This is a genomic window from Olivibacter domesticus (assembly GCF_900109575.1).
Lineage (GTDB): Bacteria > Bacteroidota > Bacteroidia > Sphingobacteriales > Sphingobacteriaceae > Olivibacter > Olivibacter domesticus.
This window is the reverse complement of sequence record NZ_FOAF01000001.1, coordinates 2,184,593-2,208,677: the sequence shown is the minus strand read 5'-3', so window position 1 is coordinate 2,208,677 and position 24,085 is coordinate 2,184,593. Positions and strand designations below refer to the sequence as shown.

At 42.4% G+C, this 24,085-nt stretch carries 12 protein-coding genes; 7 read left to right on the top strand and 5 right to left on the bottom strand.

The genetic code is table 11. The annotated features are described in order from the left end of the window. Window positions 1–4: 4 nt before the first annotated feature. The 4 genes from BMY50_RS09700 (at window position 5) to BMY50_RS09685 (ending at window position 6,852) form a co-directional block, all read left to right on the top strand. Complete coding sequence (locus BMY50_RS09700) at window positions 5–1,585, top strand: glycoside hydrolase family 43 protein (protein WP_093323752.1); 1,581 nt, start codon at window positions 5–7, stop codon at window positions 1,583–1,585. After that, window positions 1,569–4,118 (top strand): glycosyl hydrolase 115 family protein, encoded by a 2,550-nt coding sequence (locus tag BMY50_RS09695; protein WP_238383704.1) that lies wholly within the window; start codon window positions 1,569–1,571, stop codon window positions 4,116–4,118. Before BMY50_RS09700 ends, BMY50_RS09695 begins: the two co-directional genes overlap by 17 nt. A gap of 67 nt (window positions 4,119–4,185) precedes the next feature. Continuing rightward, window positions 4,186–5,952 (top strand): glycoside hydrolase family 43 protein, encoded by a 1,767-nt coding sequence (locus BMY50_RS09690; RefSeq protein ID WP_093323746.1) that lies wholly within the window; start codon window positions 4,186–4,188, stop codon window positions 5,950–5,952. Window positions 5,953–6,015: 63 nt separating this feature from the next. After that, window positions 6,016–6,852, top strand: a complete 837-nt coding sequence (locus BMY50_RS09685) for an alpha/beta hydrolase (protein WP_093322908.1) — start codon at window positions 6,016–6,018, stop codon at window positions 6,850–6,852. A gap of 41 nt (window positions 6,853–6,893) precedes the next feature. Here the strand turns inward: BMY50_RS09685 and BMY50_RS09680 are convergent, their stop codons facing one another. Further along, window positions 6,894–7,139, bottom strand: a complete 246-nt coding sequence (locus BMY50_RS09680) for a hypothetical protein (RefSeq protein WP_093322905.1) — start codon at window positions 7,137–7,139, stop codon at window positions 6,894–6,896. A 503-nt stretch (window positions 7,140–7,642) separates the two neighbouring features. On the opposite strand from BMY50_RS09680, the gene BMY50_RS09675 reads away from it, so the two are divergent. The 3 genes from BMY50_RS09675 (at window position 7,643) to galB (ending at window position 15,914) form a co-directional block, all read left to right on the top strand. Further along, window positions 7,643–11,800, top strand: a complete 4,158-nt coding sequence (locus tag BMY50_RS09675; protein WP_093322903.1) for a hybrid sensor histidine kinase/response regulator transcription factor — start codon at window positions 7,643–7,645, stop codon at window positions 11,798–11,800. Window positions 11,801–12,089: 289 nt separating this feature from the next. Beyond that, window positions 12,090–13,088 carry an endo-1,4-beta-xylanase gene (locus BMY50_RS09670; protein WP_238383703.1) on the top strand — a complete coding sequence of 333 codons (999 nt, stop codon included), beginning with the start codon at window positions 12,090–12,092 and terminating at the stop codon, window positions 13,086–13,088. 99 nt (window positions 13,089–13,187) lie between these two features. After that, complete coding sequence (galB, locus tag BMY50_RS09665) at window positions 13,188–15,914, top strand: beta-galactosidase GalB (RefSeq protein ID WP_093322899.1); 2,727 nt, start codon at window positions 13,188–13,190, stop codon at window positions 15,912–15,914. Between the two features lie 69 nt (window positions 15,915–15,983). Here the strand turns inward: galB and BMY50_RS09660 are convergent, their stop codons facing one another. The 4 genes from BMY50_RS09660 to BMY50_RS09645 are packed head-to-tail and all read right to left on the bottom strand — an operon-like array spanning window position 15,984 to window position 23,880. Beyond that, on the bottom strand, window positions 15,984–17,945 hold the full coding sequence (locus BMY50_RS09660; protein WP_093322897.1) for a sialate O-acetylesterase: 1,962 nt from the start codon (window positions 17,943–17,945) through the stop codon (window positions 15,984–15,986). 33 nt (window positions 17,946–17,978) lie between these two features. Beyond that, window positions 17,979–19,079, bottom strand: a complete 1,101-nt coding sequence (locus tag BMY50_RS09655) for a glycoside hydrolase family 43 protein (protein WP_093322895.1) — start codon at window positions 19,077–19,079, stop codon at window positions 17,979–17,981. A 33-nt stretch (window positions 19,080–19,112) separates the two neighbouring features. Continuing rightward, on the bottom strand, window positions 19,113–20,672 hold the full coding sequence (locus tag BMY50_RS09650; RefSeq protein WP_093322893.1) for a RagB/SusD family nutrient uptake outer membrane protein: 1,560 nt from the start codon (window positions 20,670–20,672) through the stop codon (window positions 19,113–19,115). A gap of 10 nt (window positions 20,673–20,682) precedes the next feature. After that, window positions 20,683–23,880, bottom strand: coding sequence for a SusC/RagA family TonB-linked outer membrane protein (locus BMY50_RS09645; RefSeq protein ID WP_093322891.1), 3,198 nt, complete (start codon window positions 23,878–23,880; stop codon window positions 20,683–20,685). Between the last annotated feature and the right edge of the window lie 205 nt (window positions 23,881–24,085).

The following is a 24,085-nucleotide window of genomic DNA, read 5'->3' as shown; positions in this document are numbered from 1 at the left end:
AACGATGAAAAGATTCTTAATTTTAAGTGGGGCGTTACTGATGATATTGATTCCCTTAAATAGTATAGCCCAAAATCGAAAAGCACAAAATCCTATTATTTTTTCAGATGTGCCGGATATGTCGATGATCCGTGTTGGAGATACCTATTATATGAGTAGTACGACGATGCATATGAATCCGGGCTTACCTTTAATGAAATCCAAAGATCTGGTCAACTGGAAACTAATTGGTTACGCGCATCAGGCTTTGGCCGATATGGATGAACTCAATTTGAGTAATGGTAAAAATAGCTATGGGAAAGGCTCTTGGGCCAGTAGCCTTCGATATCACAAGGGGACGTATTATGTAAGCACATTTGCGCAGACTACCGGCAAAACCTATATCTATATGACGAAAGATATAGAAAAAGGTCCTTGGGAAATAAAAGAGTTGAAGCCAAGCATGCACGATCATACGCTTTTTTTTGAGAACGATAAAGCATATATGATTTGGGGTAGCGGGCAACTGCATATCGTGGAGTTATTGCCAGACTTTTCCGGTATAAAACCAGAAACCCAACAGGTGTTGATCGATAATGCAACTTTGCCCAGCACACCTAGTGGTACCCAAGGTGGACTACCGGCAGAAGGTTCACAACTGTTTAAAGTAAATGGCAAGTATTACTTGTTCAACATTTCTTGGCCTCCAGGGGGCATGCGTACCGTCATTGTCCATCGTGCTGATCAATTGAAAGGACCTTATGAAGGACGGGTGATGTTGCAGGATAAAGGGGTAGCACAAGGAGGCTTGATTGATCGACCTAATGGCGAATGGTACGCTTATCTGTTCCAAGATTATGGTGCGGTTGGTCGTATTCCGTTTTTGGTACCGGTTCAATGGAAGGATGATTGGCCAGTTTTGGGCATTGATGGTAAGGTGCCCGAGGTGCTAAATTTACCTCCAAGTAAAGGCTTGGTTCCAGGCATCGTTAATTCGGATGATTTCAGCCGCAAAAAAGGGGAGCCGAACTTGCCGCTGGTATGGCAGTGGAATCATAATCCGGTGGATAGCCTTTGGTCGGTAACTGAGCGTAAAGGATACCTGCGGTTGAAAACCGGCCGCATTGATACCAACTTCCTACAAGCAAGAAATACATTAACGCAACGTACAATAGGTCCTACTTGTAGTGGCACTATTGCCATAGAAGTGGCCGAAATGAAAGATGGTGATTTTGCAGGATTGTCTCTTTTGCAAAAAAATTATGGCATACTCGGTGTCCGATCGGCGGGTAATCAAAAGTATTTGGTCATGATTAATGCTTCAAGCGGTAGTCCTAAAGAGCTTGCAAAAGTTCCATTAAATCAGCAGCGCGTATATCTGAAAGCCGAATGCGATTTTAGAAATAAGAAGGACGTTGCCAATTTCTTTTTTAGTCTAGATGGGAAAAAATGGATTTCCATTGGAACACCATTGAAAATGACATATACCTTACCTCACTTTATGGGGTATCGGTTTGGATTATTTAATTACGCAACTAAAAATACGGGAGGATATGTGGATGTTGATTTTTTTGATTACAAAACCATAAATGATGAAGATAAATAACCTGACAACAGTTCGATCTATCTTTCGATTTTTGGTGCTAATGGGTTTGATGTTACAGATGAACCCACTTGTGATGGCTGCGACCACTGATGTACCGGTATACGTTGATTTTGCGGAGCAACCGGGTTATCTGCCTCTGGTGGAAGGTGCCAACACAATTCCTATTGTGCAGGGAGAAAATGAAGCGGAGGCTGTTGTTTGGGCAATAGATCAGCTGCGACAAGATTTTGAAAAGGTAACGGGTGTTAAGTCTACAGCAGCACATAATGAAGTGCCGAAAGGAAGTAAAACATTGCTCTTAATAGGAACCTTGGGTCAGAATCCATTGATCGATCAATTAGTAAAACAGAAAAAGATCGATGTATCTGCAATCCATGGGCAGTGGGAAGCATCGTTGACGCAAACGATAGACAACCCGTTACCAGGTATTGAAAAAGCCTTACTTATCGTGGGGAGTGATCGGCGTGGAACAATTTATGGTATTTATGAGCTATCTAAACAGATGGGTGTGTCACCTTGGTACTGGTGGGCTGATGTTCCTATAGAGCAGCATTCCGCTGTGTATGCCCGTTCGATCAGGGCAATCAGCCGGCCGAAAGTAAAGTATCGAGGCATTTTTCTGAACGACGAAGCTCCCGCATTATCTGGTTGGGCCAAAGAAAAGTTTGGGGGCTTTAACCATGAATTTTATAAGCATGTTTTTGAGCTTATTCTGCGCCTAAAAGGTAATTACCTCTGGCCGGCTATGTGGGGAAGCGCTTTCTATGATGATGATCCCGAAAATGCAATTTGGGCCGATAGGATGGGAGTGGTTATGGGTACATCACATCATGAACCGCTGACTAGGGCCCATGATGAATGGCGCCGTTATGGTGAAGGACCGTGGGACTATCAGAAAAATGAGGAAAACCTTCGGAATTTTTGGCGAGATGGTATCCGTAGGATGGGAGCAAGAGAAAGCCTCGTTACGATTGGCATGCGTGGTGATGGAGACGAGCCTATGAGCGAGGAGAACAACATTCAGCTGTTGGAGCGAATTGTGAACGATCAACGAAAAATTATTGGAAAGGAGACAGGCAAAGCAGCAAAAGAAACACCGCAACTATGGGCACTCTATAAGGAAGTGCAGGATTATTATGATAGGGGAATGCGTGTACCTGATGATGTAACCCTGTTACTTTGCGATGATAATTGGGGAAATATACGTAAACTACCCGACCTTACTGCGAAAAAAAGAAGTGGAGGCTATGGAATTTATTACCATTTCGATTACGTAGGGGGTCCCAGGAATTCCAAATGGATTAATGTAAGCCAGGTGCAGCGGGTTTGGGAGCAGATGAACCTAGCTTATCAATATGGTGTAGATCAGATATGGATTGTAAATGTGGGTGATTTAAAACCGATGGAATATCCGATTTCATTCTTTTTGGATATGGCATGGAACCCCGATCAGTTTAAGGCATCCAATTTATTACAACATACCGAAGCTTGGTGCGCACAGCAGTTCGGCGAACAATATGCAAAAGAATCGGCCCGTTTGATTAATACCTATACGAAATATAATCATCGTGTTACACCCGAGTTGTTAGACGAAAATACCTATAGTTTGCAGCATTATGGTGAGTTTGAACAGGTGGTTATGGACTATCGCAATTTATTGATTGATGCCATGAGGCTTTACTATATATTGCCCCAACAATATAGGGATGCCTTTGATGAATTGGTGCTTTTTCCGATCAATGCCTGTTCCAATTTATATGAAATGTACTATGCGGTAGCCAAAAATAAATATTTTGCCAGTAAGAATGACGAACAGGCTAACTATTGGGCTGATAAGGTAAAAGCCTGTTTTGAACGCGATTCGATATTAACCGTACATTATAATAAAGATATAGCAAATGGGAAATGGTCACATATGATGGATCAGGTACGGATTGGCTACAAGATCTGGCAGGAACCACGCAAAAGTACCATGCCTCATGTAAGCTATTTGCCTACCATGAAGCCGATGCCCAAAATTTTCATGGAAGTCAAGGGTTATGTATCGATGGAAGCTGAAAATTATGATGTTAGTAGTGGCGGCGGTGGCGTTTCGTGGACGGTAATACCTGATCTCGGAAAAACGCTTTCTGGTGTAACAACTTCTCCTGTGACAAAAGCTCCGGATGAGCAGGTGTATCTTGAATATAAGGTAGATGTCCGGACGACGGGCGAAGCGAAATTGGTGGTATTAACCTCACCAACCTTAAATTTCAATGAGAATAAAGGCTTGCGTTACGCAGTGTCAATCGACGGAGGAGCGGAGCAAGAAGTGAATATCAATGGGCATTATCGGGGGGAGCTCGGTGAATGGCAGGCGAAGCGGATTATAGAAACCGCTACTACACACCTCATCGAAAAGCCCGGACTTCATACGCTTCGCATCCGCCCATTGGATCCAGGTATTGTGTTTCAGAAGATTCTATTGGATATGGGTGGATTGAAACCTTCGTATTTAGGCCCTCCACAAAGTGAATACAAAAGAAGCGATTGAAGCTTGCAACCTGAAGATGAGAATACGATCATACAGACAGAAGACAAAAAACAATAATAGAATTTATATGATGAAGAAAACTAAAAGTAAGTCATTGTGCTTTCCGATCGGTCCTGTTTTTTTACTTGTATTTTTTGCGTTTTTTCCGTGGCCTTCGCGAGCGCAGATAAACAATAATGCAGAGAATCGATTGAATTCCACACCGCTTTTTACCTATTTTAAATATGAGGGAAAGGATGAGGTCTATAAAAAAAATCCATTGAACACTAATGAGTTCTATACACCGATATTGCAGGGTTGTTATCCCGATCCAAGCATTACCCGCCGCGGCAATGATTATTACTTGGTAAACTCGTCTTTCGCGTTCTTTCCGGGGGTTCCGATTTTTCATTCCAATGATTTGGTAAACTGGAAACAAATCGGTCATGTGCTTGACCGACCTTCACAATTGAAGGTGGCAGATGCCGGTATGAGCGAGGGAATATATGCACCGGATATTAGCTACAATCCTCATAACGAGACCTTTTATATGATCACAACTCAGTTTGCGGGAGGGATAGGAAACATGGTGGTAAAAACGAAAGATCCTCTGAAAGGGTGGAGCGATCCTATTAAACTCAACTTTGATGGTATTGATCCGGCACTTTTTTTTGACGACAACGGAAAAGCTTATGTTGTGCATAACGATGCGCCCGAGAAGGATAAGGAACAATATAATGGTCATCGGGTTATTAAAATATGGGATTACGATTTGGAGCGTGATCAGATCGTGCCGGGTTCGGATAAGGTGATTGTTGACGGAGGTGTAGATATCAGTAAGAAGCCTATCTGGATAGAAGGCCCGCATCTCTATAAAAGAAATGGGCGGTATTATTTGATGTGTGCAGAAGGTGGTACGGGCGATCAACACAGTGAAGTTGTTTTTGTTAGCGAAAACCCTAAGGGACCTTTCAAACCAGCGTCCGAAAATCCGATTCTGAGTCAACGGCATTTGCCAAAGGATAGAGAAAATAAGGTGGATTGGGCAGGCCATGCCGATTTGGTGGAAGGTCCCGATGGGAAATATTACGGTGTTTTTTTAGGTGTTAGACCTAATGAGGCAAACCGAGTGAATACGGGCCGTGAGACTTTTATATTGCCGGTTGATTGGTCCGGTGAGTTCCCCGTGTTTGAGGGGGGGCTCGAGCCAATGCCCGTGAAATTGAAAATGCCATCAGGTGTGATAAACAAGACCGGAAAAAATGGCTTTCTGCCCAATGGAAACTTTGTGTTTAATGATGATTTTAAGGGAAAGACCTTGGATTTGCGATGGATCGGTGTAAGAGGCCCTCGAGAAAACTTCATCCAAATCGGTCGAGAAGGACTACGAATAAAACCTTTCGAAGTTAACATGAACGAAGTGAAGCCCACCTCGACCCTGTTTTATAGACAACAACATAAAAAATTTTCTGCAACAGTCCGTATGTCCTATCAACCGACATCCGAAAAAGAACTTGCAGGGATTGTTTGCTTACAAAAGGAGACGTTTCATTATGTCTTCGGTATTACCAAAAAAGAGCAACAGCATTACCTTGTTTTACAACGCACGCAGAATGGTCAATCTGAACTTATCGCGAGTGAACCAATTGAGGAAGGCAAAGCCATTGAATTGCAGGTTTCGGCCGAAGGGGATCGTTACCAATTCAACTATGCTTTTGACGGGAAGAATTTTAAAAACTTGGGTGGGACTGTTTCGGGAGATATCCTGTCAACAGATGTAGCCGGTGGCTTTACAGGTGCACTTATTGGACTATATGCTACCAAGGCGAATGATATAAGCCCTAAAAGTGATTAAACACCGAAGGCAGCATGATGCTTATAAAAGCGAGTAAAAAAATAAATAAAAGAAAATAATTGGATGAAAACAACAAGTTGCACTCTTTTAATTGGACTAATTGCATTGACATGCAGTTGTTTAGCACAGGATAAGCTTGGAGCTGCACCAGTGGGCTTCGATAAACTACAGACCAATATTCCACATGGTAAAATTGATACGATATCTTATCCATCTACTGTGGTAGGGAAAGATCGTAAGGCACTCATCTATACACCCCCTGGCTTTTCCGTCAAGAAAAAGTATCCGGTTTTATACCTTTTGCACGGCATTGGTGGAGATGAAAAGGAATGGTTTATTAATGGGCAACCGCATATCATCTTGGATAATCTATATGCAGAAGGGAAAATAGAACCAATGCTGGTTGTACTCCCGAATGGCCGTGCAATGGAGGATGATCGTGCTGTTGGCAATGTTTTCGACAGTGTAAAAGTACAAGCCTTTGCTCGATTTGAACAAGACCTGCTCCAGGATTTGATACCTTTTATCGAGCAAAATTATCCGGCGTATACTGATCAGGAACATCGTGCATTGGCGGGGCTTTCAATGGGAGGGGGACAGTCATTAAATTTCGGCCTTGGCAATCTCGAAAGCTTTGCCTGGATAGGTGGTTTCTCGTCGGCCCCTAATACTAAAATGCCCGAAGAACTTGTTCCTGACGCCGCTTACGCTAAAAGCAAGCTCAAGCTTTTATGGATTTCCTGTGGAGATGAAGATCGCTTAATCACCTTTAGTCGCCGATTGCACGAACACTTAGAAAAAGATCAAGTGCCCCATATTTATTACGTTGAACCTGGTGGACATGATTTTAAAGTATGGAAGAACGACCTGTACTGGTTTAGCCAAAAATTATTTAAATGAATCGTGTTTCGCAGAAAGTTGTTACGTTTTAATAAAAATGATTATCGAACCTTTTTCTTAATCAACTTTTCTTGATAAAAGTTGAGCAAACCGAAGAACGCAGTGATGAGCTCATGAACACCTTTAAAAATAAACAAGAGTGAATAAATCAAGGCGATCCAGTTCTCACTAAAAATTCGGTTTCCATCCCTCTGTTCTGCGGAGCCGCCCCATTCACAATTCCTTCCCTTCGCTTTTTCGCATAACACTTTGGCCTGCCCTGCTAACCGAATTTTCTTTACGCTCATTCTGGAAGGCCGTTGTGTCTTGCGCTATAGCCCCTTTGCAAAACCGTTCCAAAGGATGTCAATGGCCTAGTCTATGGAGGCAGCAACCGGCAGTCAAAGATGGCCTGCCCAGTTACCAAGCGAAGCATCCGAAAATCAGTGAATCGACGAACGAAGGGCATGGCCATTGCGCAAGAGGGTGACTCCGATTCACGGATGGACATCTGACCACGGGTTGCAACGGAATAGACAAGCCAAGCACCTTACCCCACTTGGGTGCTTCCAAGTGGGATGTAGTTTTAGGGGAAAATGCCGATGGTCATATCAATAAATATAGTGCTTATTTCTTGTAAATGAGCACTATAATTGCCAACGTTGGCTATTTTTGTAACATGTTAATAATTAAATACTTATTTTTAGTGTCGCTAAAACGTTTATCGCATGTTTTTATGCGGAAATCCAATTCTAATTTCCTATTTTAGCATCAACTAACTAATTGATTCTTTTTCTGAAAGGAGCTTATTATGATGCGAAGCCATACTTTTCGTTATGCCATATTAGTCATTCTTTGTCTATATTGTTTTTTGGGTGCTGCCGATGGATATGAACTACCTACCGGGTTTAAAAGCTATTCCGCAAAAGATGGCCTTTCTTCTAATACTATATATGGTATTTGGAAGGATAGCTTTGGTTTTTTATGGTTGGCTACTGAAGATGGTCTCAATCGTTTTGACGGAACAAATTTTAAGGTATATCGACATAACCCGCAGCAAGAGGGAAGCCTCCGCGCAAATCACATTACTACTTTATATGAAGGTGCAGACGGATGTCTTTGGATTGGAACGAACGGTGGCGCTTTAAGTTTTTATGACCGCGGTAAAGATGCTATCATGAATTATAGGGGCGAATCTCTTCGAAAAAAATTTAGCACCGCTATTACGAGTATTGGGGATGATAGTCGAGGGAATATTTGGGTTGCTTCCTATGGAGCCTTATATATTTTTGACCCGCAAACGAAAAAATTAGTCGATAATGAAGGCTATGCAAAATTGATGCATACTTTTTCTGGAAAGAATGCATTAGTAGTTTTTAAAGATAAAAAGCAGCAAATGTGGATCGGTACGGATAGTGGTCTATATGTTTATAATCATAAGCTCGAATTATTGAGCACATTTAAACATAGCGATTTTGATAAGCAGAGTCTGGCAGATGATTATGTAACCTCCATTGTTGAGGATGGCATGGGAAATCTTTGGGTGGGAACAATGGGTGGCCTCAGTCGGCTGGAGAAGGGGAAATGGAAATTCAGAAACTATCATTCTACCACAGCACCATTAAAAATCAGTAGCGACAAAGTTTATGCCTTGGCTCCCGACGGCGTAAATGGCCTTTGGGTAGGCACCGACGAAGGTCTAGATGTATTGGATGTATTGTCTTTTAGCGTCCAAAGTTTTAGACCGGATAAAAGGAGTATGCAGAGCTTAAGCAGCCGGTCAATCCGTTCTATTTTTATCGATAAAGCAGGAATTTATTGGATAGGTACTTATCAGGGGGGGCTCAATAAATACGATAAGAACCTTAGTCAATTTAATTTAAAGGAATGCAATATCTTCGATCCCTATGGATTACGTTCGTCTATCGTAACGGCTTTTGCAGCATATGGTCAAGACGTATTTGTCGGTACCGATGGTGGTGGCCTGCATCTATACGACCGTTCCTCGAATTTGCTGCAACATATTGAGATACCAAGGTTAAAACGTGATTGTGCACACGATTTGAGCATCTTAGCAATGGAAATGGGACATAAGAATCGTTTGTGGTTAGGTACCTATATGGACGGCCTGTTTTCGTATGACCCAGTCACTAAACGCAGTAAGCAATATGTCAAGGGCAAAGATGAGGATAATTTAAACCACGCAGATATTTTTTGTTTAAAGGAAGATAGAAAGGGTAATCTTTGGATTGGGACAAATGGCGGAGGGGTTAATCTTTTGCACGCCGACAGTGGGCATATTGAGAAATTCGTCCACACCGCCATACGCGAAGACGATCCTGATCAGCCTGCCAGTAACTACATTCGTTCCATTGAAGAGGATCGAGACGGTCGCATTTTGATCGGTACCTTTGGGTCCGGTATCTCCATCTTTCATCCGGAAAGTAAAAAATTTTCATTTTACAATAAAGCCAATAGTGCTTTACCAAGTAACTACGTGTTAACCATTAAGGAGGATCGAGAAGGAAATATTTGGGTCGGCACAGCAGGCAATGGCGTGGGATATCTAAAGAGAGGGAGCAGGAAATTTATCACCTTATCGGAAAATGATGGTTTGATCAATGGTGTGGTTCAGAAAATTCTTGAGGATAATTCCGGTAAGTTATGGTTTAGTACTAATAAGGGATTAAGTTCGTATGACGTTAACGAAAACAGTTTTAAAAATTATTCCCATCATGCCGGTTTGCAGGTAGGGGCTTTCGTGCTAGGATCTGGTTTGTGTCTCGGGGATGGAGAGATTTTTTTTGGTGGACAAAAGGGATTCAACCATTTTAACCCTACCCAATTAAAGATAAATAAAAATGTACCGCCGGTTATTTTAACGGACTTAAAAATCGATAACCAGCGAATTTTACCCTCAAAAGAAGGGCCTATCAGTATTTCCTTATTGATGGCTGATGAGATTCGATTAAGATATAAACAAAACTTTTCAGTCTCTTTTGAAGCTTTGAATTTTACAGTAGCGGAAGAAAATCGATATCGATACAAATTGGAAGGATTTGACAAAAATTGGATTGCTGCAGGTAGAGAACATAGTGCTTACTATACAAATTTGGATCCGGGCGCCTATACGTTCCATGTACAGGCAAGTAATAACGATGGCGTTTGGAATAAAGAAGGTAGATCTATACGGATTGTGGTCGCACCACCTTTTTGGCGTACTATCTATGCCTATATCGCGTACATAGTGGTAATAGGAGGTGTTTTATTATATCTGCGCCATCAGGGTATTAAAAAGCTGGAAGCAAAATTTGCGCTAGAGCAGGAGCGATTACAAGCTAAGCAACTTTTAGAGCAGGAGCGTAAGGAGGCCGAGCATTTACATCAATTGGATCGGATGAAAATCAAATTCCTTACCAATCTGAGTCACGAATTCCGTACACCAATATCACTGATTATGGGGCCTGTAGATCATCTTATAGGACAGATACGGGAGCCTGGGCAATCAAGCCAGCTAAATTTGATTAAACGGAATTCTCGTCGATTGTTAAACTTGGTGAATCAATTGCTCGATTTTAGAAAAATGGAAGAAAAAGAGCTAAAGCTGCAGTGCTCATCGAGTGATTTCGTTTCCTTTATAGAAGAAGTTAGTGATTCGTTTAACGATTTGGCAAGCAGAAAGAAGATCGAGTATGCATTTTATACTTCTTTATCTTCGACTGTAGTACAGTTCGACCATGATAAAATTGAACGGATATTATTTAACTTGCTCTCCAATGCCTTCAAGTTTACACCAGAAGGAGGGGCGGTATCCTTAAGTTTGGAAGAAATAGAGGCGAATGTGGGGGATGAATTTATATCGTTACATATTGCCGTGAAGGATTCTGGTATCGGTATTCCAAAAGAAGCCCAACAGCGGGTATTTGATAGTTTCTTTCAGCATGATGCGGGTGTAGATGTGCTGAATCAAGGTACAGGTATCGGCTTATCTATCGCCCGTACCTTCGTAAATATGCACGGCGGTGAGTTGCGAGTTGCCAGCGCGCTTGGTAAGGGTAGTGTTTTTTCTTTTGATGTAAGACTCAAACGTGTTGTGCAAGCGCTCGAAAAAGCAGCGGACCCCATAGGTCGGAGAATAAATGTCCCTTCTCTCCAAAAGGATGCACCAATAAAGAAAGAGGCCCTAAATTCTACTGCTTCGGTTCTCATTGTAGAAGACGATGATGATTTTCGCTTCTATATCAAGGACAACTTGAAATCTTTCTATCAGGTATTGGAGGCTAGCGACGGAAAAGAAGGGTGGCAAAGGGCTCTTTTCCATCATCCGGACATTATTGTGTGCGATATTCAAATGCCTATCATGAACGGCTTGATGCTTGTACAGAAGCTGAAGTCTGACAAGCGAACTAAGCACATTCCTGTTATTTTATTGACAGCGTCAAGTGAAGAAAACAGCCTGTTGCTTGGCCTCGAATCAGGCGCTACAGATTACATGACAAAGCCCTTTGACTTTGCTGTTCTGCAGACCAAGATAGCTAATTTGCTATCGCTCAACCAAGCATTTAAAGATACTTATTCAAAGCAGATAAGCATTACCGTTCCTGAAGAAGAAATAGTCTCTGGAAGAGAAAAATTTTTGCAGAAAGTTGTCGCTTATATCCATGAAAACATGAGGGATAACCAACTATCGGTAGAAAACTTAAGTGCGCATCTTTTTATAAGCAGGGCTTCTCTTTATAATCGGTTGTTAGAATTTACCGGTATGACACCGGTAGAATTTATTCGTGTAGCGAAGTTGGAACGAGCTGTCTACTTGCTTGAGAAGAGTGGTATGAATGTCGCCGAGGTTGCTTATGAAACAGGTTTTGCCAATCCTAATTATTTCACGAAAGTATTTAAAGCTAAATATCAGTTAACACCCTCAGAATTTATTCACTCAGTGGCAAAGAACAAAGGGGTGTTGACTTAACCTATCTGTGCTTTAGTATAATGTGCTTATCGTTAACCTAAAAATATTAGGACGATTTAAACATTTTTATCTTTTTTTTCTTGATTAGCATCTGTTTGCTCATTCGGTTAACAAGTACTTTTGATCAAGTACTTATTATATCCATAAACCTGAATTATAGAAACACATGTCATATCAGAAATTAAAAGTGAACACAATCAAGCCATTCCATAGGCGTACTAACTGTTTATATCTGTTCTTAGTGTTGTTATGCTTTCAATCGCTATGCGCACAAGACAAAACACAGGGGTTGAAAGACTATTATAAGGATTTTTTTCCTATAGGTGTGGCCGTTAATGCGCGCACACTTAATGGAAAGGAAGCACATTTATTGCTTCACGAATTTAATAGTATTACGCCGGAGAATGCGATGAAAATGGAAGTTATACATCCACAAAGGAACGTGTACAACTGGGCTTTGGCTGACAGCATAGTTGCTTTTGCACAAAAAAATAGATTGCGCGTTCGAGGCCATACCTTGCTTTGGCATGAGCAGGTACCTGATTGGTTTTTTTTGGATAATCAGGGAAAAGCTGTTACAAAGGATACCTTATTAAAAAGGCTGAAAGATCATATCACTACGGTGGTTGGGCGTTATAAAGGGAAAGTTTATGCTTGGGATGTATTGAATGAGGCTATTGATGACAGCCCACAGCGGTTTCTACGCCTCTCTAAATGGTTGGATATAGCCGATGAAGAAATATTTGCGAAGGCTTTTGTATATGCACATGAGGCTGATCCTGACGCGCTCTTGTTTTATAACGATTATAACAGTGAACGACCGGAAAAGCGTGAACGTATATATCGTTTGCTCAAGAAGCTGGTGGATGCTGGTATCCCTATTCATGGAGTAGGTTTACAGGGACATTGGTCAATTTTCGAACCTTCTACTGCTGATCTAGAACAAGCAATTGAACGTTACGCTTCGCTTGGTCTGCAATTACATTTTACCGAACTGGACATATCTGTATATCCTTGGGAGAAAGAAAGAAGAACGAAGCGTGCTGACGAAATAGATACATTGACAACTGTGCTTGAACAAAGACAAATAGACCAATATGGAAGAATTTTCTCCATTTTTAGAAAATATAGGCAATATATTACCAATGTAACCTTTTGGAACTTATCTGATCGTTATTCTTGGCTGGACCGTTATCCCGTATATGGTCGTAAAAATTACCCATTACTATTTGACCGCGAACTGGAACGGAAAAAAGCTTATTACAAGGTGGTTGATTTCAAAAACTAATTCATAAATTGACATTTGTTGCATAATTTTAAACAAAAGCTGAGCTTACCTTCATACAATCAGACTATTTTCGCAATAGATCAATTGACGTATGCCATTATGAAAATACCTTACCTTTTGTTATTGTGTTTATATCCGTTCTTCATCGAAGCACAAGAAACTGCTCCGCAAGAGATGAAAGGAAGAGTACACCTCAACCTAAATGAAGGATGGCGTTTTTACAAATATCCGGATACCATGAAACCGGATAGTCTCCTTTACGACGTTCGGCCGGAAGTTGCTGAGAAAGTGGACGGTAAAGCCGCAGATGCCAGACCAACCGAAGGGATAAAAGTTGAAGAAAAGCAAGGTGTGTTAAAGTCCTGGATATTGCCTTCAGGAAATAAATTTATTAGCGATAAAAAGAGACCCTATAGACGGCCCACAGGTGACCCAGGGGCTGATTTTCCTTTTGTACAGGCTGATTTTGACGATAATAATTGGGAAACTGTCAATCTACCACATGATTGGGCCATCAAAGGGCCTTTTTATAAAGGTTGGGATGTACCGATCGGTGGAGGTATGGGACGTCTACCAATACAAGGTGTTGCATGGTATCGTAAAAAATTGGACATACCGGTATCGGATGCTGGGCGTTCAATTTTCCTGGAAATTGAAGGGGCAATGTCTTATGCGATGGTGTGGTTGAATGGTAAATTGGTAGGCGGCTGGCCGTATGGATACGCCTCTTGGCAATTAGATTTAACACCTTACATCATTCCGGATAAAGAAAATCAATTAGCCATAAGGCTCGACAATCCACCCAGCTCATCACGATGGTACCCTGGAGCTGGTTTATATCGCGATGTCTGGCTCATTAAAACAGCACCCATACACATTGGTCAATGGGGAACACAGCTGGAAACGAGAACACTTTCGAAAGCAGAGGCGGAAATACATCTTGTCATCCAAATAGATAATGATGGCGATGCGGATAAAGAAGTAAAGGTTATAACAGACTGTTATTTGTTAGATGAGCAAGGCCAAAGGCAAGCGAGGCCTGCTGCAAGTTTTTCTGCCATGAATGCGCATATTGAAGCCAAGAAGAGTACCAAAATACACGGAAAGACCTTGATAAAGCAACCCAAGTTGTGGGGCCCTTTACCAGAACAGTGTCCAAATCGTTACGTCGCTTTGACGTCAGTTTATACAAATGGCAAATTAGTGGATCGTTATGAAACAAGGTTTGGCATTCGATCTTTGGTTTTTCATCCCGATAGCGGTTTGTTAGTAAATGGCCAACGTACTTTCATGAAGGGTGTGAATCAACATCATGATTTAGGAGCTTTGGGAGCCGCCTTCAATCGACGAGCGGCCGAAAGACAATTGGAGATATTACGCGATATGGGATGCAATGCCATCCGCATGGCCCATAATCCACCAGCTCCTGAATTGCTGGAACTGACCGATAGTATGGGATTTCTGGTAGTGAATGAGATTTTTGATAATTGGAATTTGAAGAAAACACCCTTGGACTTCCACTTGATTTTCCCTGACTGGCATGAACAGGATATCAGAGCCTTTATACGGCGTGATCGTAATCACCCTTCGGTCATCCTTTGGAGTTATGGCAATGAGGTTGGCGAACAGTATACCGATACTGCGGGAGCTAGTTTGGCGGCCCGATTGCAAGAAATTGTAAAGGCGGAAGATCGAACGAGGCCAAGCACCGTTTCCATGAATTATGCAAAACCTCCTATGCCCTTGCCTGCCGTGGTTGATGTTATTAGTTTGAACTACCAAGGGGAAGGCATTCGAAACGGCCCGGCTTATAGTGGTTTACAAGGTATAACAACACCACCGCTATTTCCCGCGTTCCGAAAGCAATTTCCCAATAAGATGATATTGAGCAGTGAAAATGCAGCTGCAGTAAGCAGTCGTGGTGAATATTTTTTACCGGTTTATCCAGGGAATAGCGCACCTGTAAAGGAAGGACAGGGCGGCGATTCGCTTCGTCAGCAAGTAAGCGCCTATGAATTGTACTCCGTGCCTTTTGGTTCGGGGCCCGACAAGGTTTTTGTAACGATGGATGCACATCCTTATGTGGCTGGCAGCTTTGTATGGAGCGGCTGGGATTACCTGGGGGAACCAACACCTTACTATCTTTCTAGAAGTTCTTACTTTGGACTTATTGACCTGGCGGGCTTCAAAAAGGACCGTTATTATCTCTATCAATCGCAGTGGCGTCCGGATTTACCGATGGCTCATATATTGCCGCATTGGACTTGGCCTGAGCGGGTTGGACAAACAGTGCCCGTACATGTTTTTACGTCAGGAGATGAGGCTGAGTTGTTTCTGAATGGGAAATCATTGGGACGAAAAAAGAAAGAAAAGGGCATGTACCGACTGCGATGGGACGAAGTAATTTATACCCCAGGTGAGTTGCGTGTAGTTGCCTATAAAGAAGGAAAGCTTTGGGCGGCGGATATCATAAGGACTGCAGGAAAAGCAAAGCGTCTGGTGGTGTCGGCAGATAAAAGCGAGCTGAAAGCCGATGGTAAGGACCTGGTGTTTGTAACCGTTAATATCGTGGATGAAAATAATCAAATGGTACCCCGGTCGGATTGTCTGCTGGAGTTTTCCATTGAAGGACCTGCAGAGATCGTAGGGACGGATAATGGCGATGCAGCGAGTTTGATCTCATTTGCTTCTCACAAACGTCCGGCATTCAATGGGCGTTGTTTAGCAATTGTACGTGCCAAGCGTCTTCAAAAAGGAGACATTAAAATTAAGGTGCAAGGAGAAGGGGTGGAGGGAAGCGTGGCGGTATTGCATTGCAAACCTTAAATTAAAGTTCTGACTAGCAATCAAAAGGAAAGAAGCGTTTACTAATCAACTTCTTTCCTTTTGATAACGTTAAGGACTTTCGGATTTTTTACTTAAATCAATCTCGAAAGGGGATGCTGGTAGACCAGCTGTATTGTAAAGTCCCGCTATGGGATTGTCCGCCCAGGCATATCGTACTTTTGTCGGTCGCTCAATACTTGGAGCCCTAAGAATAAGCATGTTTCCTTGTATTTCAGTGTTCGCCCAAACAAATTTACCATCTGTACCGGCTAATGTAAAGCCTGATAAATTGTTTTCACATCGCAAATCTAAGGCGGCTCCTTGGTCATCAAATCGAAGTTCGACCCGATTGCCCTTGACTTCCCATGATTTAAGTACAGGCCCTGAAGCTATAATTCCTTTCTGGTGATATACATCTTTCAAGGCCAATAAGGCTAGCCGTTTTGCTACATTTTTCTTGTCTAAAGGGTGTATGTCATTCCATTCGCCTAAATCAATGGCTATGGCCATGTGGGTATGAGCGATGTTAAGGCTGTGTCGTTGTGCTTCACGCAAATTTGCCCAACCGCTTTCGGTAGGTTGTTGCTGTTTGGGGTTATAGTTGGGCAATTGTACGTATAGAAAAGGTAAATCGTGATCATCCCATTTTTTCCGCCATTCTTTGACTAAATCGGTGAGTAGGGAGGAGTAGCGTTGATAAGTAGCGATATTTGACTCACCCTGATACCATAAGATACCCTTGATGCTGTATGGAAAAATAGGAGCTGCCATTGCATTAGATAGCCCGGTTGGTTGGTATTGAAAGGTAACAAGATCTGTTGGGAAGGCTTGTGTGCGGGCACCGACTTGAAAGCTCCAATCCCCTTTTAGACTGATGGTATCTGAAGCTGTCGTTAACTGATATTCTTTATCTGGTATAAATTCACCATGTTTGCCTTGACTTATTACTCGGACCACCAAGGTGTTTTTTCCCGGCCTTAAAAGCCCAGGCGGAATCTTATAGCGTCTCGGTGGATATTGATACCCTGTAGATCCAACTAAAACACCATTGATATAAGCCTGGTCGCTATCTACAATTCTTCCCAAGTGGAGCATGGCCTCTTGCGTTGGAACAGAAGCAGGCAGTGTAAACTCCTTTTTGAGCCAAACGCTTCCGCGCGCATCCCAACTGCCCGGTATTTGTATGGCCTTAGCTTTTTGAAATGTATAAGAACTTTCATACCATTTTGGAACTTCTGTTAGTCCTTCATCTTTTGCATCCAAAGTTGCATGCCAAATTTCAGTTTTTCGTTTATCGGTTTTTTTAATACTATCGACTAATAAACTATCTTTATACTCTTGTGTCTTCGCCAGTAAATCGGGATATTTTTGTAAGGTTTCTTCCGATAACCAAGCTTCAATAGGAGAGCCGCCCACTGCACAATGAATAATGCCAACTGGCACCTTCAATTTTTCTTGTAACTGTTTAGCAAAGAAATAACCTACTGCCGAAAAGTCGAGCACCTCTTGAGGCATAACCGATTTCCATTCGCCCGAGGTCACGTCTACTGCCACTTCCTTAAAATTATAGCTTAAAGGTACTTTAAACTGTCGGATGGCGGGCGCATGTGCCGTGTCAATCTCTTGTTGATATTTAGGGGCTACTCTTGAAATGGGGAGTTCCATATTAGATTGCCCCGAGCAGAACCAAACGTCGCCCAGCAGGATGTTTTTTAAGTGTATTATGTTCTCCCCTTCGATCAGCATATCATAAGGCCCCCCGGTTGGCATAGCGGGTAAAAGAAGGTGCCAATTGCCTGCTTTGTTGGCTTTAATGCTACGCTGATGCCCATTAAACTTAATTTTTATGTTTTCCCCTGGTTTGGCCCAACCCCAAATCTGTATGGGATGATCACGTTGAAGAATCATGTTATTGCTGATTAGCTTGGGTAGTTTAATCGCCGCTACTGAGGTTAAAGATATGAAAATCAGGCAGGCAAGCAAGCTTAAAACTGATAGGTAGCAATGGAATACATGGGTTTGTCTATTCATCTCTTCTTTATTGTTATTAGCTTACCTAAATTATCAATTTGATAGCGAATCGATCTTGAACGGATCAATCATTTTTAATGTTCCGTCTGGATTGTGGGTAAGCTCTGTAACCTTTACATTCCTTAAATGTGTCTTTCCAGATAGTTCGGTGTCATGGTAGAAAATATACCATTTGCCTTCGGTTTCAATAATCGAATGATGGGTGGTCCAGCCCTGAACGGGCTTCATGAAATGGCCAGCATAGGTAAATGGCCCTATCGGCGAATTGCCAATGGCATAGGCCAAGAAATGGGTGTCGCCTGTTGAGTAGGTAAAGTAATAGCGCCCCTTATATTTATGCATCCAAGCTCCTTCAAAAAAACGGCGATTGTGATCTCCTCCTAGAATAGGCTTCCCTGCACTATCTACGAGGAGTACCTTCTCCACGGGTCCATCAAATTCGATCATATTTGCTTTCAGTTTGGCCACACGACAGCTAATAGCGGGTGCATCATCCTGCTTTAAGTCAGTGAGCGAACCATTTGCTTCATAACTATCGGTTTCCCACCGTTGTAATTGCCCTCCCCAAATACCGCCAAAGTACATATAAGCATTTTCATCATCGTCTATAAAGACGGCAGGATCCATACTGTAGCTTCCCTCGATTGGTTCTTTCAACGCTTTAAAAGGACCCATTGGATTTGTGGAAGTGGCTGCGCCGATTCGAAAAATATCATTCTTGTCTTTTGCGGGAAAGTATAGGTAATAGGTGCCATTTTTATAAGCCGCATCCGGAGCCCATAGTTGCTGCTTTGCCCAAGGGATATCTTTAACATCCAAAGCAACCCCGTGATCAGTTACTTGTCCATTAATGTCATTCATTGATAAAACATGATAATCACGCATAGCAAAGTGTTCACCATTATCATTTTCAGGGGTACCTGCGTCAATATCATGGGATGGGTAAATGTATATTTTACCATCGAAAACATGGGCTGATGGATCGGCTGTATAAATAGAACGGATCAAAGGAGGAGACAAGAAGCGTTGCCTTTGCTCTTCCCCCTTTTCGCTTTTTTTTGACTGTTGCTGATTACCTGAACATGCATAAATAAATGGAATGGCTAATAGCCATATGGATATTTTTTTTCTCATATTTATTATAACTCTTTTTTTTAGTATCGTCTTTTAATAACCTGGGTTTTGATTTCCACTAACTTGTGGGTTGTTGTCGAGCTCTGCTTGGGGGATGGGTAGCAATTCATCACGGCCTCGTCGGAAATAAGTAATGGGCTCTACAGTAAAATAACCTTTTGGCCGCCAGCGTAAAATATCGATATTGCGCAACGATTCGTTTGATAATTCAACAGACTTTTCGTGTATAATGGCTTTGGTTACATCCTCCTTGGTAGCTACCGGAAATTGAGCGGTAGGGTAGGGAGGCATGGCAACACTTGCTCTGGTGCGCACCTGATTTAAATAGCTCACCGCCGCGGTTAAGTTACCTAGTTCTGCTTCGCATTCCGCTAAATTGATTAACACTTCAGCATAGCGGATAATTCGCTGATTATTACCGCCGGGATGGTAACTAGCCTTGCTTTTACTTTCTTTATAGATAATCATAAACTTCCGGAAACTAACTTTTTTCCGGATGCCATTAACTAGGGATGAATTGTTGTTTTGATCCGCATCGGTGAGTACATCTGCGCCATTGTTGTAGCGGTCGCCGGTTTGGTAAAAGCTATAGGAGAATCGTGGATCTGTTTTTTGGGCACCTGTTTCCGTATTTTCAAATTCGTTCAGTAGTTTGTTGGAAGGAATGAGATTGCGCCACGCAACTGGATTATACTCTTGATTGCGTATGGTCGATTGGGCTGCGTTGGGTGAATCATCGGTACCCCAGTTAAAATCATTATCGCCTTTATCGACATAAACAATTTCGAAAATTGACTCGCTGTTGAATTCTGTTTCCTCTTCAAAATTATCCAGATAACGGTCGGTTAAACGATAACCGTCTGCACCGGCGGTTGGAATTTTGAGAAAGGCTTCTTTGGCGCCGGTATAATCGCCCTGTTGCATCAGTACCCGCCCGAGTAAGGCATTGGCTGCTGCCTGCGTTGCTCTGCCATTTTCGGTGCCGGATTTCCCTGGAAGTATATTCGCAGCCTCTTGCAGATCTTGCCCTATAAATTGATATACGGTACCAACCTCAGCCCGTGGTTGATAGTCCGACGGTGATTTAACGGTTTCTGTGTACATCGGAACACCTCCCCACTTAGATACCAATTCAAAATAGGCCCAAGCGCGTAAAAATTTAGCTTCTGCTAAACAGCGGTCGCGTAACGCCAGATCATCACTTACATTAGGACCATTTTCAATAACAGTATTAGCTCGATGAATAACTGTATAAAGTCCGTTCCAAACAGCATTCATCACGCTATTGGTGGGGTCTACATTCCCATTTAATATTTGCGCTCTCGGTACCTCTAGTTGACTGCCGCCGGCAGCAACATCGTCACTGCGTAGATCGTGAAGAAAGTACCATTCACGAGCTACCAAATTGATGCCTCTTATCGTGGCGTAGATAGCATTGGTGCCCGCTTGCAGCTCAACCGCTGTTTTAAAATATTGATCGGTCGATACTACATTTTCATTATTGGTGTTTAATGCATCTTTTTTACAAGAATATAAACCCATGAAACCTATTGAGATTACCAGGGATTGCATGATTAGTTTTTTCGTTTTCATCGGATTATAATTAAAATGATGCCTGAATGCCTAATTGAAAAGAGCGTGGACTTGGATATTGCCCATAGTCGACACCATTGGTTAACGTGCCATTTTTAGAACCAATTTCCGGATCTAAGCCCGTGTAATCTGTTACGGTGAATAAGTTCTGAGCGGAGGCATAAAAGCGGAGTCGACTGATATTAGTCCAACCAATGCCTTTTATCCATCGGTCCGGTGCCGTGTAACCAAGCATTATATTCTTTAATCGCAAATAAGATCCATCTTCGATCCAGCGGGTTGAAGGTCGTACGTTTTGGTTGGGATCTCCGTTCACGGCACGTGGAATGGACGTGTTGGTGTTTTGCGGAGTCCAAGCGTTCAGGACAGATTGATCAGCGTTAAAAAGCCGAGGCATACCTTCACGAATAATGCGGGCAGCATTAAAAATGTCGTTGCCTTGTACGCCTTGAAAAAATAAGGCAAGATCGAAATGTTTATAGTTTGCAGAAAAATTTAGCGAATAAGTGAATTTGGGCATAAAGCTACCGATGAATGTCCGGTCTCCATCGCTGATGATGCCGTTGTCATCTAGATCTCTAAATTTCAAGTCGCCTGGCGCTGCTCCATTTTGTGTGGCATGGGCATCGATTTCCGCTTGATTTTGGAATATACCATCAACAATGTAGCCGTAAAATGATTGAACAGGATGGCCAACTACGGTATTGGTGAGCGGGCCACCCCCGCCAAAGTCAGCATCCCCACCAGCAGTGATAGAAGCATTCTCGCTATTTAGACGTAAAACCTTATTACGGATAATACTCATCAAGCCGGTTACATTCCAGGTGAAATCACCACTGGTTTTGTGGTACCCCAATTGAAACTCGAACCCTTGATTCTGCATGGCTGCTACATTTGCTAGGGTACCCGTGCCGTTAAAACCAAAACTGGTGGGAGTAGGTACGGTAAGAATCAGGTTATCTGTTTTTCGTTTAAAATATTCCGCTACCAAGGTGATTCTATTGTCCAAAAAGCCAAGATCTAAGCCAATGTTAGTCTGTTTTGTTTTTTCCCACGCTAATTCAGGATTGCTCAAACCATTATAGAATGATCCATTTCCATTTACAATGGTTCCATTAAATGGATAAGTGGCTTGATTTCGTTGGATGGGTTGTAAATAAGGGTAATTGCCTAATAGAATGCCGTTGATACCAGTAATACCATAACCCCCGCGCACTTTAAATTCGGAAATCCAAGGGGTATTCTCCATAAAGGATTCGCGATCTATCTTCCATCCAGCCGATACCGCCGGGAAGTTTTCATACTTATTGCCTGGTGCGAAAACAGACAGCCCATCGCGTCGGATGGAAGCCGTAAAGAGATATTTCCCGTCATAATCGTAGGTTACACGAGCCAACATGGAACGGATCAGGTTTGTTTCGTATAGACTATTTGCGGTAACATTGGTGGCGCCGTTAAGTGTTTTTACCAGATTGGTACTCTGGTTACCGCTGGCTGTTTCATTACGATAACGTTGTCCTTGACTTTCGTAAACAAGGGTTGCACCCAAGTTATGACTGTCGAAAGATTTGTCGAAACTCAGCTGTTGTGTAAAAAGATGCGTAGTATATAATTGTCGTTGATTTTCAATCGTAGCGATATTGACAATGGAGGTGCCGCCATCGTTATGTATAGGGGTGTAATTTTGTATAGCAATGTTGGAATGATCTACGCCATAAGTTGACGTAAACTTCAACCAAGGTGTAAGCGTCAATCTTATATAAGCCGTTCCCAGGATACGAGTCGTATTGTTGATATTTTTGACGAGATTGGCTATTTCTACGGGATTGATCGGATCGGATGCATCGAAGCTGTTTTGAGGTCCCATAAAACCACCGGGATTATTAGGATTATATACAGGTAGGTAGGGTTGCATACGAATCATATTCACAATGGGCGTGCGATTGCCCGCAGGCACATCAAAACGCTGCTTGGATTGACTCACATAAAAATTCTCACCAAAAGAGAAAAGTTTACTGATCACGTGTTCGGAATTAAGCCGATAATTAAGTCGTTTATAATAGAGACCTTCGGCAATACCTTGTTGATCGAAATAACCGACACCCGTATAGAAATGTGACTGCTCATTTCCACCATTCAATGAAAGGTTGTATTGCTGAAGAGGCTGGTTATTACGAAAATAGGCATCCTGCCAATCCGTATTCGTTTGCGCAAAAGTTTGTGTAGCGCCATCATAGATCGGTTGATTAAAATTTTCAGGTTCCAAACGTGGGGGAAGTGCCGCATCGGCGCCGTTCAGCGCCCGTTCATATTGTAAATACTGTGCAGTATTTAATAAGTTGAACTTCTTACTCGGACTTTGTATGCCGAAATAAGAATCGAAATTTACCTGTATGCGATCGCGTGCTGACCCTTTTTTGGTGGTAATCATGACCACACCATTGGTGGCACGTGAGCCGTAAATAGCAGCAGAACTTGCATCTTTAAGGACATCAACCGACTCAATATCTCGCGCGTCTATGTTTGATATAGCGGTGGGAAAACCATCCACTACATAAAGTGGGTCGGAAGCAAAACTGATGGAACTGATACCCCTAATCGCAACAATAGGGGAGGTGCCGGGTGAGCCATTATTCGTAACCGTTAATCCCGCAACACGTCCCTGCAACGCCTGGTCCGTACTAGCCACAGGCAATTCGACAAGTGTTTTGGCACTTACGGAAGATACGGCGCCGGTGATACTTGATCGCCGCTGGGTACCATAGCCAACAACTACAACTTCACTTAAGGCCTGTGAGTCACTTTTCAGCACAATTTCTAGGTTCGTTTTTCCCGTTATCGGCACTTCTTGGGTAAAAAAGCCCACATAGCTAAATATTAAAACGGCTTGGTCATTAGGCGTATTGATACTAAAAGATCCATTTTGATCGGTGCTTGTACTGCTACTGGTTCCCTTCAATTTGACGCTAACACCCGCAAGTGCTTGCCCATTTTCACCACTTACTTTTCCGATAATTGTCCTTTGGACGAGTGACTTCATTTCGACAGACTGAGAGCGAAATTGCTTGACGGTCGTGCTCTTCGCCGAAGAGAGGCCAGCTGCTTCAGTTTTGTCCCTTTTTGAAGCAATTGCGTTTGCTGGTAATCCTATACTAAGCACCTGAAGTGCGACGGTATAAAGCACTGTTTGTACAACATATCTTTTCATTTGCATAAATCGTTAGTTCATAATATGGTTTTCTTGGTTTTGATTAGCTTAAGGATGGTTGTCAAGATATTCTCCAATCTTAGATTTGTCTTGACTTCGTCGCTTAAGTCAAAACTACTTTTAGAAGTATATAGCGGGTTAGCATAAATGTTTAAAATAGTAGGAAAAATGTCAAGGCAGCTATTAAGATCGGTTGCAGCCTAAG